Annotated in this window: 12 protein-coding genes; 11 read left to right on the top strand and 1 reads right to left on the bottom strand. The window is 73.1% G+C overall.

Going from position 1 to position 12,722, the window contains the following annotated elements:
• Positions 1-274 precede the first annotated feature (274 nt).
• On the top strand, positions 275-1,303 hold the full coding sequence (locus tag DVK44_RS25245; protein WP_114662141.1) for a LacI family DNA-binding transcriptional regulator: 1,029 nt from the start codon (positions 275-277) through the stop codon (positions 1,301-1,303).
• Positions 1,304-1,356: 53 nt separating this feature from the next.
• Here the strand turns inward: DVK44_RS25245 and DVK44_RS25240 are convergent, their stop codons facing one another.
• Positions 1,357-2,208, bottom strand: coding sequence for a Cof-type HAD-IIB family hydrolase (locus DVK44_RS25240; RefSeq protein WP_114662140.1), 852 nt, complete (start codon positions 2,206-2,208; stop codon positions 1,357-1,359).
• Between the two features lie 335 nt (positions 2,209-2,543).
• Between DVK44_RS25240 and DVK44_RS25235 the strand changes: the two genes are divergently transcribed.
• The 10 genes from DVK44_RS25235 (at position 2,544) to DVK44_RS25190 (ending at position 12,631) form a co-directional block, all read left to right on the top strand.
• Entirely contained in the window at positions 2,544-4,139 is a 1,596-nt protein-coding gene (locus tag DVK44_RS25235) for an ABC transporter substrate-binding protein (protein WP_114662139.1), read from the top strand.
• Positions 4,140-4,159: 20 nt separating this feature from the next.
• Positions 4,160-5,128 carry an ABC transporter permease gene (locus DVK44_RS25230; RefSeq protein WP_114662138.1) on the top strand — a complete coding sequence of 323 codons (969 nt, stop codon included), beginning with the start codon at positions 4,160-4,162 and terminating at the stop codon, positions 5,126-5,128.
• Positions 5,129-5,136: 8 nt separating this feature from the next.
• A complete protein-coding gene (locus DVK44_RS25225) occupies positions 5,137-6,057 on the top strand; it encodes an ABC transporter permease (protein WP_228447368.1) in 921 nt (306 codons plus the stop codon).
• A 104-nt stretch (positions 6,058-6,161) separates the two neighbouring features.
• Positions 6,162-7,088 (top strand): ABC transporter ATP-binding protein, encoded by a 927-nt coding sequence (locus DVK44_RS25220; RefSeq protein WP_114665430.1) that lies wholly within the window; start codon positions 6,162-6,164, stop codon positions 7,086-7,088.
• The gene (locus tag DVK44_RS25215; RefSeq protein WP_114662136.1) at positions 7,081-7,737 is read left to right on the top strand and encodes an ABC transporter ATP-binding protein; all 657 of its coding nucleotides are present in this window, start codon (positions 7,081-7,083) and stop codon (positions 7,735-7,737) included. Before DVK44_RS25220 ends, DVK44_RS25215 begins: the two co-directional genes overlap by 8 nt.
• Before the next feature lie 302 nt (positions 7,738-8,039).
• Complete coding sequence (locus tag DVK44_RS25210) at positions 8,040-8,291, top strand: hypothetical protein (protein ID WP_114662135.1); 252 nt, start codon at positions 8,040-8,042, stop codon at positions 8,289-8,291.
• Positions 8,288-10,615, top strand: a complete 2,328-nt coding sequence (locus DVK44_RS25205; RefSeq protein ID WP_114662134.1) for a heavy metal translocating P-type ATPase — start codon at positions 8,288-8,290, stop codon at positions 10,613-10,615. Before DVK44_RS25210 ends, DVK44_RS25205 begins: the two co-directional genes overlap by 4 nt.
• Complete coding sequence (locus DVK44_RS25200) at positions 10,612-11,166, top strand: copper chaperone PCu(A)C (protein WP_114662133.1); 555 nt, start codon at positions 10,612-10,614, stop codon at positions 11,164-11,166. The genes DVK44_RS25205 and DVK44_RS25200 overlap by 4 nt, the downstream gene beginning before the upstream one ends.
• A gap of 56 nt (positions 11,167-11,222) precedes the next feature.
• On the top strand, positions 11,223-11,885 hold the full coding sequence (locus tag DVK44_RS25195; protein WP_114662132.1) for a hypothetical protein: 663 nt from the start codon (positions 11,223-11,225) through the stop codon (positions 11,883-11,885).
• Between the two features lie 152 nt (positions 11,886-12,037).
• Positions 12,038-12,631, top strand: a complete 594-nt coding sequence (locus DVK44_RS25190) for a sigma-70 family RNA polymerase sigma factor (protein ID WP_114662131.1) — start codon at positions 12,038-12,040, stop codon at positions 12,629-12,631.
• The last annotated feature ends 91 nt before the right edge of the window (positions 12,632-12,722 follow it).

Genomic DNA, 12,722 nt, shown 5'->3' with positions numbered 1-12,722 from the left:
AGGCGGGTGCCGCTGACGCTTGCCGCGGCGGTCGACTCCAGGGGTGGGCGTTCGGGATGCGGGCCCCGAGAGACCCCGGGAGGGACCCCCGGGAACCCACGCCCCAAACGGGGCTAAACTGCTAGCTAAAAGCATTTAGCGGTGCTCATAGTCGGTCGCGGGATGACCACTGTCAAGGGGAGTTCCCGGCACACCGGGCGCCGTGATTGTCTTGAGACCAACCTTGGGACCAACAACACGCGGGCCGGCTCACCACGCCGGACGAGAGGAATCCATGCCGCCCAAGCGCGTCACACTCGCCGATGTCGCCCGGCGCGCGGGGCTGTCCACGACCGCCGCGTCGATGATCCTCAACGGCAGGCCGGACACCCGGCTCTCCGCCGACGCGCATGCCCGCGTCAACGAGGCGGCGGCCGAACTCGGGTACCGGCCGAACGTCGCCGCCCGCGGCCTGCGCACCGACAAGACGCACACCATCGGGTTCATCTCCGACATCGTCGCCACCACCCGTTTCGCGAGCGGCTTGATCCGGGGCGCACTGGACGCCGCCCAGCGCGCGGGCCACGTCATACTCGTGCTGGAGACCGGCGGCGACCCGGCGCGCGAGTCCGAGGCGATCGGAGCCGTGCTCGACCGTCAGGTCGACGGCATCATCTTCGCCGTCATGCGCGCCCGGGAGCTGTTCGTGCCCGACATCCCGTCGAGCACACGCGTGGTCATGCTCAACGCCACGAACAAGAAGCATCCCGTCTCGGTGCTTCCGGACGAACTCGCCGGGGGCCGCTCAGCGGTGCGGCTCCTCGCCGACGCCGGCCACCGGGAGGGAATCGCCCTCATCGGGCACAGCGAAGAGGCCGAGAGAGGGCTCTTCCGCTCCACCACCGTCTCCCAGCGGATCGCCGGCATCCGCGCGGAGATGGCCGAGCGCGGACTGCGCTTCACCGCCGAGGAGTCGTGCTGGGACTGGGAGCCGCACCACGGGTACGACGCGGTGCACGCCCTGCTGGAACGCCGGAGCGGCATCCGCGCCGTGCTCTGCATGAACGACCGCCTCGCGTTCGGCGCGTACCAGGCACTGAGCGACCGCGGTCTGTCCGTCCCGCACGACGTCTCCGTGGTCTCCTTCGACAACGACGAAATCGCCTCCTACCTCAGGCCCGGCCTCACGACCGTCGCGCTGCCGCACGAGGCCATGGGCCGTGCCTCCGTCGAGATGCTCCTCGACACCGGCGGGCCGTCCGGCAGCCGGCTGATCCCCATGCCGGTGATCGAGCGAAGCTCGCTCCGCGCCCCGGCGGGATGAGCCGTCACGGGCGCGGTACGGAACACTCGCCGGCCTGATCCAAACAAGAGGTCCTAGGAGGCGGGCAGTCGCAGGAGGCGCTCGATGGTGCTCAGGACGCCGTCGTCGTTGTTGGAGGGGGCGACGTACCGGGCGCGGGCCAGGACGTCCGGGTGTGCGTTGGCCATGGCGAAGGACCACTCGGCGGCGTCGAGCATCTCCAGGTCGTTGAGGTAGTCCCCGAACACCAGGGTCTGGGCGGGGGTGATGCCCAGATCCCGCTGGACGCGCCGGAGGGCGGCGCCCTTGTTGGCGGTGCGGTTCATCACGTCGATCCAGTGCTCGCTGGAGACGACGACCTGGTGGGTGGCGGCGAACTCGGTCAGGGCGGGTGCGGTGCCGAGGGCGGCGGGGCCGAAGTCGAAGAGGGCTATCTTGTTGATCTCGTCGTCCACGGCGGTGGCGTCCTCGACGCTCTCATGGGCGACGTAGTACTTGGCGACCTGGGCCAGGAAGGCGTCGTCGGTACGTTCCGTATAGGCGCGGTGCTTGCCGCAGACCACGGCCCCCACGTCGACGCCGTCGGCGACGAGCCCGCGGACTTTCTTGACGATACGGGCGGCCACGGCCGGGTCCAGCGGGTCGGAGTCGAGTTCCTTGCCGTCGCGGACCACCTGGGTGCCGTTCTCCGCGATGAAGACCATGCCGTCGTCGGCGCCGCTGAAGAGGCGGGCGAGGGTGGCGTACTGGCGGCCGCTCGCCGGGCTGAACAGCACACCGCGCTCGCGCAGCAGGGCCAGGACCGGGCGCAGCCGCCGGGGCGGGTTCCCGGAGTCGTCCAGGAGGGTGCCGTCCATGTCGGTGACGATCAGCCTGATGTCGACCGGCTCGCTGGGCAGGTTCCGATGTCCGGCGGAGGAGTGCATGGGTTCCGTTCTCTGCTCATGGGTCCGCGCGGTGGTGGCCGAGGTCGGCACCGGCGGGGGTCCCGTGGCTCCGGAGAGGTCCGGCGGGCCCTCGTACAGTCTCCCGCAGCACGCTCCTGACCTCGGCAGGAGGGCCGAGGATCTGAACGCGTAGTGCCATCGGTCGTGTCTTCTGATCGCTTGCCCTGCTTTCTCCAGAAGTCGGCCGCTTCCCCCGGGGAGTTCCCGTTCAGCCCCCGGAAAGACGGTGGACTGATGTGCGATCTTCCTGGGTAACCCCACACTTGCAAGTTATGCGCAAGAGCGTGTGGAACGCAGCAAGGGGTGTGGGGCTCATGACGACCCGATGGATACGAGGCGCCGCCGTCGCCGTGGCGATGGCCGGCGGGGCCGCCGCGTGTTCGGCGCCCGGAGGCGGTTCCGGTGGTCCGGGCGGTTCCGGCAATGGCGCGTCGGTGGTGATCGGGGTGGCCTCGGAGCCGGACACGCTCAGTCCGCTGCTCGGCTACGGCAAGGACGGCAACTCCAAGATCTTCGACGGGCTGCTCGCCCGGGACCAGGATCTGAAGCTCGCCCCCGCGCTGGCGAAGGCGCTGCCCGAGGTCGGCGACGGCGGGCTGACGTACACCTACACCCTGCGCGAGGGCGTCGAGTTCAGCGACGGCAAGCCGCTGACCTCCGCCGATGTGGTCTTCACCTACCGCACGATCCTCGACGGGAAGACCAACAACACCGCCCGCAGCGAGCTGGACGCCATCGAGGAGGTACGGGCCGACGGCGACGGCAAGGTCGTCTTCACGCTCAAGTACCCCTACGCGCCCTTCGCCGGCCGTACGGTCCTGCCGGTCGTCCCCGAGCACGCGGCCGGTGGCCAGGATCCCAACACCGGCTCCTTCAACACGGAGCCGATCGGCACCGGCCCCTATGTCCTCTCCGCCTGGAGCAAGGGCGAGAAGCTCACCTTCAAGGCCAATCCGCGCTACTGGGGCGGCGCGCCCGCGGTGAGGACGGTCACCATGGCGGTCATCGGGGACGACGACGTACGGGCCACCCGGCTGCGCTCCGGTGACCTCGACGGCGCGGTCCTCCCGCCCAACCTCGCCGCCCCGTTCGCCAAGGACGGCGACAAGAAGACATACCACGCCAAGTCCTACGACTTCCGTACGGTCACCCTCCCCACCGCCGGCAAGGTCACCGGCGACCGCGCGATCCGGCAGGCCCTCGACGCCGCCGTGGACCGCGAGGCCATGGTCGACAAGATCCTCGACGGCGCCGGCCGCCCCGCCTACGGGCCGCTGCCCGTCGACGACCTGTGGTTCGCGCGGGGCATCGAGCGCCCCCGGGACCTCGCGAAGGCCCAGCGGATCCTGGAGCGGGCGGGCTGGAAGACCGGTGCCGGCGGCATCCGCGCCAAGGACGGGCTGCGAGCGGCCTTCACCCTGCTCTTCCCCTCCGGCGACAAGGTCCGCCAGGACCACGCCCTCGCCTTCGCGTCCGACGCCAAGAAGGCCGGCATCGACGTGACGGCCGAGAGCGCCCCTTGGGAGGTCATCCAGCCCCGGATGAAGGACGACGCGGTCCTCGCGGGCGGCGGCAGCACCGGCGACCCCGACTTCGGCCTCTACACCCTGCTGCACTCCTCCCTCGCCGGCAACGGCTACAACAACATGGGCCGCTACGACTCCCCCGTCGTGGACAAGGCCCTCGACACCGGCCGCCGCGGCCAGGACGAGACGACGCGGAAGACGGCGTACGACACGCTCCAGCGCGAGCTGGTGAAGAACCCCGGCTCCACCTTCCTCACCCACATCGACCATGTCTACGTCCTCGCCGACCGCTGGACGGGCCCCACCACCCAGCTCGAACCGCATGAGCACGGCTTCGCCAGCGGCCCCTGGTGGAACCTTGAGGACTGGCGGCCCAAGCCGTGAGCCCACTGCCCTGGAGAGCCATGGCGCGGCTGACCGGGCGGCGCGCCCTGTTCGCCGTCCCGGTCCTGCTCCTCGTCACTTTCGGCATGTTCGCGATCGCCGCGGTCTCCCCGTTCGACCCCGTCAGGGCGTACGCGGGAACCGCCGCCCTCGGCGCCGACCAGGAGACCCTGGACCGGCTGCGGGCCAACCTCGGTGTGGACCGGCCCTTCGCCGGGCGCTGGTGGGACTGGCTGACCTCCGCGCTCACCGGCGATCTCGGCCAGTCGAGCGTGGCGCGCCAGCCGGTGGCCGAGGTGATCGGGGAGCGCCTGGTCTGGTCCGCGCTGCTGTGCGCGGTCGCCTTCGCGGCGGCCGTCCTGGCCGGCACGGCGCTCGGGGTGCTGGCCGCCCGCCGGCCGGGCGGCCCGCTCGACCGCGCGATCACCTCGCTCGCGTACACCCTGTCGGCAGCCCCGGTGTTCTGGACCGCCCTGCTCGCGGTCTGGCTCTTCGCCCTGCGCCTGGACCTCCTGCCGGCGGGCGGCCTGACCGACACCGCGAGCGAGGTCGTCACCGCGGGCCAGGTGGCGCGCCACCTCGTCCTGCCCGCCGGTGTGCTCGCCGTCTCCCAGCTGCCCTGGTTCACGCTGTACGTACGCCAGGGCGTCGGCGACGCCCTGGCGGAGGACCCGGTGCGCGGGGCACGGGCCCGCGGTCTGAGCGAACGCACCGTCCTGCTGGGCCACGCGCTGCGCTCCGGACTGCTCCCGGTGCTGACGCTGATCGGCACCCGCGTGCCCGAACTCATCACCGGCGCCCTGCTGGTGGAGACCGTCTTCAGCTGGCCGGGCGTCGCCGCGGCCACGGTGGAGGCGGCCACCGCCGTCGACTTCCCGCTCCTGGCGGCCCTCGCGACGCTGTCGGCGGTGGCCGTCCTGGCCGGCAACCTGCTCGCAGACCTGCTGTACGGACTCTTCGACCCGAGGGTGAAGCTCAGTGATATGTGATGACTCCCATGGCTGAGGCGCCGGTTGACGTGACGTCGACGGCCGATGCGCCTGTTGAGGCGCCGGCCGAGCCGGGCTGGCGCTCCTACGGCACGCGCCGGCGCTCCACCCGTACCGTCCGGGTGCGTGTCTCCGTCGCCCTGGTCGCCGTGACCGTCCTCGCGGTGCTGCTCGTGCCGCCGCTGGTCCAGCTCGACCAGCAGGCCGTCGATCTGGCCGCGAAGCTGCTGCCGCCGTCCTGGGCCCACCCGTTCGGCACCGACGACGTCGGCCGGGACCTGCTGCTGCGCTGTGTCTACGGGCTGCGGGTGTCCTTGTTCGTCGGGCTCGTGGCGGCCCTGACGGCGACGGTGATCGGGACGGCCGTCGGCGCCGCGGCCGGGGCGCTCGGCGGCTGGGCCGACCGGGGTGTGATGCGGCTGGTCGACACGTTCTCGTCGGTCCCCCATCTGCTGCTGGGCATCTTCATCGTGGCCATGTTCCGCCCCGGGGTCTGGCCGGTGGTGGTCTCGGTCGGGCTCACCCACTGGGTGTCGACGGCCCGGATCGTCCGCGCCGAGGTGCTGTCCCTGCGCTCGCGCCCGTACATCGACGCGGCGGTCTCCGGCGGCGCGTCGCGATGGCGGGTGACCGTACGGCATCTCCTGCCCGCCGTACTGCCGCAGGCCGCGCTCGCCGCCGTACTGATGGTGCCGCACGCCATGTGGCACGAGTCCGCCCTGTCGTTCCTCGGGCTCGGCCTGCCCAGCCATCTGGCGAGCCTCGGCAATCTCATCCAGAACGCCCGCGGCACACTGCTCGCCGGGCAGTGGTGGCCGACGCTCTTTCCCGGGCTGTTCCTCATCGTCCCGACCCTCGCCCTCGCCGGACTCTCCGGGGCCTGGCGGGAGCGGATCAATCCCCGGCGCCGATCGGAGCTGATGCTGTGAACACCGCCTCGGACACCGCCGCGAGCACCGCCGTGGACACGGGTGCGGGCACCGCCGTGGGCACCGCCGCCCTGTCCGTACGCGGCCTTTCGGTGCGTTTCCTGATGCCCGGCGGGCGTCGCGTCGCCGCCGTCACCGACGCCCACTTCGATGTGGCGGCGGGCGAGTGCCTGGCCCTGATCGGGGAGAGCGGCTGCGGCAAGTCCGTCCTCGCCTCCGCCCTGCTCGGTCTGCTCCCCGCCAACGCGCAGACCGCGGGCGAGGCCCGCCTCGGCGGCCCCCACGGCGGTGCTCTCGACCTGCTCGCCGCCGACGAACGCACCCTGGCCCGTACGGTCCGGGGCCGCCGGATCGGGCTCATCCCGCAGAGCCCGGCGGCGCATCTGACCCCCGTCCGGACCACCCGCTCCCAACTGGCCGAGACCGTTGCCGCGTTGAGGGGCATCCGCGGGCGGGCGGCCCTGCGTACCGCCGCGGAGGAGGCCGCCGCACGCGCCGCGTTCCCCGCCGGCCATCTCGACCGCCATCCGCACGAACTCTCCGGCGGACTCGCCCAGCGCGCCGCCACCGCCCTGGCCCTCGCCGGGGAGGCGCCCGTCCTGCTCGCCGACGAACCGACCACCGGACTCGACCGCGATCTCGTGGAGCACACGGTCGACGAACTGCGGCGGCACGTGGACGAGGCGGGCCGGGCGTTGCTGATGATCACCCACGATCTGACGGCCGCCGCACGCATCGCCGACCGGGTGGCGGTCATGTACGCGGGCCGCATCGTCGAACTCACCGACGCGGCACGCTTCTTCGGCGCGCCCGGCCCCCGCCACCCGTACAGCCGGGGCCTCCTCGAAGCGCTGCCCGAGCGCGCCTTCACCCCCATCCCCGGCATGCCGCCCGAACTCGGTGACCTCCCCGGCGGCTGCGCCTTCGCCGCCCGCTGCGCCCTGGCCACCGGCGTCTGCGCCGAACAGCCGCCGATGGCCGGCGCGGTCGCCTGCCACCATCCGCACGCGCCGGAGGAGATCCGTGCTTGAGCTGCGCTCCATCACCGCCGGCTACGACCGGCGCGCCCCCGTCGTACGGGACTTCTCCCTGGCCGTCGGGCCCGGCGAGGCCATCGGTCTGCTCGGTCCCAGCGGCTGCGGCAAGTCCACCGTGGCGCGCGTCGCGGCCCTGCTCCACCGTCCCGACGCCGGGGCGCTGCTGCTGGACGGTGAGCCGGTGAGCCGCTGGCGCCACCGCGCCCCGCGCGCCCAGCGGACCGCCGTAGGCGTCGTCTTCCAGCAGCCCCGGCTCGCCGCGGACCCCCGGCTGCGGCTCACCGACCTCATCGCCGAGCCGCTGCGCGCCACCGGCCGCCGGGAGGAGGCGCCCGGCCGGGTGGCCGAGCTGGCCGAAGCCGTGGGGCTGACCCCCGATCTGCTGACCCGGCGCCCGCACGAGGTCAGCGACGGCCAGCTCCAGCGCGCCTGTCTGGCCCGCGCCCTCGGGCTCCGTCCCCGCTGGCTGATCTGCGACGAGATGACCGCCATGCTGGACGCCTCCACCAGCGCCGCGCTGGTCGCGGTCGTGGAGGACTACCGGGCGGCGAGCGGCGCCGGTCTGCTCGCCGTGGGGCATGACCGGACCCTTCTGGGCCGGTGGTGCGACCGGACGGTCAACTGGGAGGCCGCGGACGCGTAGTGGGGGCAGGTGTCGGGGACCTCCGAGCGGCTCCTCCCCTGCCCGCCTCCGCGCCTGCCCGGCCCGGTCTTCACGGTCCCCGCGCGGCCGGTTCGTCGGATCGCGAGCCCTTCCAGTTCCCGCGCCCTGCCGGGAGAAACGTCACGTGTGGGGAGGCCGTTCGGGCGGGCGGGGACGGATGCCCGGCGTGTCAGCATGGTGCCCGGGGGCCCTGCTGAACACGCCGCCGGGCCTTCGTACCTCCCCCGCGCTCTTCCCGCGCTCTCCCCGTATGACCGCGGGCCTCCGTCTCTGGAGTGGTGATGGCAGATCAACGACAGCAGCGTCCCCCGGGCTCCGACGCGCCCGCCCGGTGGCTGCCGCCGCCCGCGCTCACCGGGTTCCTGGTGCTGCTCGTCGCGGTGTTCGGTCTCTCGTACGGGATCGGATCGGCCATCGGGCCGGTCGCCCCCGGGATGCGCCCCGGGTCGGTCTCCGGTGGTGACTCCGGTACGGGGTGGCAGGACGACCGCGGCGGCGGGATGGACGACATGCACTCGGGCGGCGGGCGATGACGGCGGACCCGGCGGGGACTCTCGCGACCACCGATCTGATCGTCGGCGGGATGACCTGCGCGGCGTGTGTCAGCCGGGTGGAGAAGCGGCTGGCCAAGCTGGCGGGCGTGAGCGCCACGGTCAATCTCGCCACCGGCCGGGCCAGGGTGAGCCACCCCGACTGCATATCCCCAAAGGATCTGGTCGCGGCGGTCGAGCGCGCCGGGTACACGGCCGAACTCCCGCCGCCGCCCGAGCCGGTGGAGGACGTACGGGGACCGGCCGAGGACGTACGGCGGCCGGCCGATCCGGATACGACGGCCGCCGGCCGGGCCAGGAAGGAGGAGCGCGACCGGCTGCTGATCACCGCGCTCCTCTCCGTGCCGGTGATCGCGCTGTCGATGGTGCCCGCCCTCCAGTTCCGCAACTGGCAGTGGCTGTGCTTCATGCTCGCCTCGCCGGTGGCCGTCTGGGGTGCCTGGCCGTTCCACCGGCGCGCGCTGCGGGGGCTGCGGCACTCGGCGGCGACCATGGACACCCTGGTCTCCCTCGGTGTCGCCGCCTCCTTCGCGTGGTCCACGTACGCCCTTTTCCTCGGCGGCGCGGGCGATCCCGGGATGCGGATGCCGTTCACCCTGCTCCCGTCCGCGGGCGGCGAGGTCGCGCATGTCTATCTGGAAGCGGCCGTCGCCGTACCGCTGTTCGTCCTGACGGGCCGCTTCCTGGAGGCCCGCGCCAAGCGCGGCACCGGTGAGGCGCTGCGGTCGCTGGCCGAACTGGCCGCGAAGGAGGTGACCGTACGGGAGAACAAGAAGGAACGGCGCATCCCCATCGCGCAGTTGCGGGTGGGCCAGGAGTTCATCGTCCGCCCGGGGGAACGGGTCGCCACCGACGGCGCGGTGATGAGCGGCAGTTCGGCGCTGGACCTGTCCCTGGTGACCGGGGAGAGCGAGCCCGTCGAGGCCGGCCCGGGCACGGCGGTGATCGGCGCCGCCGTGAACGTGGGCGGTCTGCTGCGGGTACGGGCGACCGCGATCGGCGCGGACACCCAGCTCGCGCGGATCACCCGGCTGGTCACCGAGGCCCAGGCCGGCAAGGCCAGGGCGCAGCGGCTGGCCGACACGGTGGCGGGCTTCTTCGTACCGGTCGTGCTGACCCTGGCCGTCACCGTCCTCGGCTTCTGGCTCGGCGCCGGCGCGGATCCGCAGGCGGCGGTCACGGCCTGCGTCGCGATCCTGGTGGTCGCCTGCCCGTGCGCCCTGGGGCTGGCCACGCCGACCGCGCTGCTGGCGGCCACCGGCCGCGGTGCCCAGCTCGGTGTCCTGGTCAGCGGCCCGCGGGCGCTGGAGACGCTCCGTCATGTCGACACGATCGTCCTGGACAAGACCGGGACGCTGACCACGGGGCATATGACCGTCACCAAGGTCACTCCGGTGCCCGGGGGCCTCGGCCACGACACGGTGGTGCGGCTGGCCGGAGCGGTGGAGCTGGGCTCCGAACACCCGCTGGGCCGCGCGATCGCCACGTACGCGCAGCGTGCGCGGCCCGGCCGGCCGCTGCCGGAGGTCACGAGGTTCCACGCCACTGCGGGCTTCGGGGTCACCGGTGTCGTCGAGGGCCACCGGGTCGAGATCGGCACCCCGGGAAGCGATCTGCCCGCACCGCTGGCGCGGGCGCTGGCCGATGCCGAGGCCGCCGTCCGGACTCCGGTGCTGGTACGGATCGACGGGGCCGACGCGGGCATCGTCGCCGTCGGGGACATCCTGCGGCCCGGCAGCTACCGGGCCGTGGAGCGGCTGCGGCGGCTGGGCGTGGAACCGGTTCTGGCGACCGGCGACCGCGACGCCACCGCGCTGGCCGTCGCCGCCGAACTCGGTATCACCGACGTCCACGCGCGCTGCACCCCGGAGGGCAAGGACCGGCTGGTGCGGCGGCTGCGGGACGAGGGCCGCCGGGTCGCGGTCATCGGGGACGGGGTGAACGACGCGGCGGCCCTGGCCGGTGCCGACCTGGGGATCGCGATGGGCAGCGGTACGGACGTGGCCATCGGGGCCGCCGATGTGACGCTGGTACGCGGCGACATCGAGGCCGTCGCGGACGCGGTCCGGCTCGCCCGGCGCACCCTGGGCACGATCCGCGCCAACCTCGTCTGGGCCTTCGGCTACAACGCGGTCACCGTGCCGCTGGCCGCCGTCGGCCTGCTCAACCCGATGGTCGCGGCCGCCGCGATGTCGGTCAGCTCCCTGCTGGTCGTCGGCAACAGCCTCCGGCTGCGCGCCTGGCAGCCGGCGCCGTCCCGTACGTCACGTACACCCCGTACATCACGCAAGGGGAGCGAGCGATGACGAATCCCACCACAGAAACCGACGCAGAAGCCACCGCAGAAGCAACCGAGTGGCGGCCCACGCGCGGACGTCTGCGCGACACCCTGCTCGCCGCGGCCGCCCCGGTGATCGCCTGCGTGGTGGCCCTCGGGGGCCTCACGACCTGGGTCAACTCCGGTGCCGCGGGCAGCCGTCCGCAGCTCGCGATCAGCAACGCCCGTATCTTCCTCCCGTACGGCGACGGCCAGTACACCTCGGCCTACTTCCGGATCGCCAACACCGGCGACGCCGACGACGAGCTGATCTCCGTGACCTCCCCTCAGATGGCGGAGGCCATGCTCAGCGCCGACCGCGACAACGGCGAGGGCGGCGCCATCATGTCCATGGTGGACACGGCCACTGTCCCGGGACGCGGCAGCCTGACCATGTCCCCCTACGGCCTCAACGTGATGGTGAAGACCCGGACGAAACCCCACTGGCAGCTCGGCGACACCGTCCCGTTCACGCTGCACTTCCGCCACGGCGGGCCGCAAAAGAGCGTCGCGGTCGTGGTCACTCCCAGCACCGATTGACACCGTCCCGCCGCCGGGACGAAACTCACGTTCCTGATACGAGGATGAGGCCCGCGATGACCGCTGGGCGGTGTCTGCGCACCGTACGGGCCGCGCTGTTCGCGGCCGTCTGTGTGCTGCTCGCCGCCCTGGGCCATGTGATGATGTCCGGCTCCCCGGTGCCGTGGTGGACGATGGCCGCCGCGGCGCTGGCGACGGGCGGGGCCGGCTGGTGCCTCGCCGGCCGGGAGCGGCGGCTGCCGCTGATCGTGTCCGTGGTGGCCGTCGCGCAGGGGGCGCTGCACTCCGCGTTCTCGCTGGGGCAGTCGGCCGCGGGCCCGGCGGGGCACGACGCGGGCTCCCCGCACATGGACGCCGCGGCCATGGGGCACATGGGCGCGGGCCACATGAGCGCGGGTCACATGAGCGCGGCTCACATGGCGCATTCCGGGCACGACATGGACGGTGTGTCGTCCTCCGGCATGCTCGCCGCCCACCTGCTGGCGGCGCTGTTGTGCGGGGTGTGGCTCGCGTACGGCGAGCGCGCCGTCTTCCGTGTGCTGCGGGCCCTGGCCCGGCGGCTGGCCGCGCCGTCGCGGCTGCTGTTCGCCCTGGCCGCGCCCCCGCACCGGCCGCGCGTGGGCCCGCGCCGCGACTTCTCCGACCGGGCGCCGCGGCTGCTCGTCCTCGTACACGCGATCACGTCCCGGGGGCCTCCGGAGGGAGCCGCTGCCGTCTGACGGCAGCCGTTCCCCCGAAGCGCCTCTGCCGCGCGCTTCGGGTACCGGTCGTACCTCCCTCCCGTACGGCCGCACCTCATCGACCGGACCCGCCGCGCTGCCGCGCGTGTCGCGGGTCCGGTTCCCGGACAGCCGGAGAAGGACGCTTTGTGATGATTTCCACCCTGCCTCTCTCGCGTGACGACCTGAAGTCGGCCGACGAGTCGGCGACCGCCTGGGCGCTGGCCGCCGGCGGTGGTGACCCGGACGCCGTCGAGCACTTCGTCCGCGCCCTCCACCGCGACGTACTCCGCTACGTCACCCATCTCTCCGCCGATCCCCAGGCCGCCGACGATCTGGCCCAGGAGACGTTTCTGCGGGCGCTCGGCAGTCTGCACCGCTTCGAGGGGCGCTCCTCGGCCCGGACCTGGCTGATGTCCATCGCGCGCCGCGCGGTGATCGACAGCTTCCGGTACGCCGCCACCCGGCCGATGCCCAGCGACACCCCGGACTGGCAGTTGGCGGTCGAGCGGGCGCAGCCGTGCGGCGGGCCGGGCTTCGACGACGGCATCGCGCTGCTCGATCTGCTGGAGACACTGCCGGCCGACCGGCGCGAGGCGTTCGTCCGCACCCAGATGCTGGGGCTGACCTACGAGGAGGCGGCCGAGATCGGCGGCTGCCCCATCGGTACGGTCCGCTCCCGCGTGGCCCGGGCCCGGGGCGCCCTGCTCGGGCTGCTCTCCGAGGCGGACGCGCCGGCCGCGTGAGCGGTGAAGTCGTGGCCGATTCCGTGGAACTCGGACGCGCCGCGCCCCGACTACTGGACCGAACCTCTTCCACCACGCACCAAGGAGTCCG

The sequence above is a fragment of the Streptomyces paludis genome, from assembly GCF_003344965.1.
Lineage (GTDB): Bacteria > Actinomycetota > Actinomycetes > Streptomycetales > Streptomycetaceae > Streptomyces > Streptomyces paludis.
This window is presented reverse-complemented; position numbering and strand designations above follow the sequence as displayed.

Bases quoted from the DNA above. Each gene is read 5' to 3' on its own strand.
- DVK44_RS25200 (WP_114662133.1), top strand. From the start codon at position 10,612: ATGACGAATCCCACCACAGAAACCGACGCAGAAGCCACCGCAGAAGCA.
- DVK44_RS25210 (WP_114662135.1), top strand. From the start codon at position 8,040: ATGGCAGATCAACGACAGCAGCGTCCCCCGGGCTCCGACGCGCCCGCC.
- DVK44_RS25190 (WP_114662131.1), top strand. From the start codon at position 12,038: ATGATTTCCACCCTGCCTCTCTCGCGTGACGACCTGAAGTCGGCCGAC.
- DVK44_RS25220 (WP_114665430.1), top strand. From the start codon at position 6,162: ATGCCCGGCGGGCGTCGCGTCGCCGCCGTCACCGACGCCCACTTCGAT.
- DVK44_RS25205 (WP_114662134.1), top strand. From the start codon at position 8,288: ATGACGGCGGACCCGGCGGGGACTCTCGCGACCACCGATCTGATCGTC.
- DVK44_RS25195 (WP_114662132.1), top strand. From the start codon at position 11,223: ATGACCGCTGGGCGGTGTCTGCGCACCGTACGGGCCGCGCTGTTCGCG.
- DVK44_RS25225 (WP_228447368.1), top strand. From the start codon at position 5,137: ATGGCTGAGGCGCCGGTTGACGTGACGTCGACGGCCGATGCGCCTGTT.
- DVK44_RS25245 (WP_114662141.1), top strand. From the start codon at position 275: ATGCCGCCCAAGCGCGTCACACTCGCCGATGTCGCCCGGCGCGCGGGG.
- DVK44_RS25230 (WP_114662138.1), top strand. From the start codon at position 4,160: ATGGCGCGGCTGACCGGGCGGCGCGCCCTGTTCGCCGTCCCGGTCCTG.
- DVK44_RS25235 (WP_114662139.1), top strand. From the start codon at position 2,544: ATGACGACCCGATGGATACGAGGCGCCGCCGTCGCCGTGGCGATGGCC.
- DVK44_RS25240 (WP_114662140.1), bottom strand. From the start codon at position 2,208: ATGCACTCCTCCGCCGGACATCGGAACCTGCCCAGCGAGCCGGTCGAC.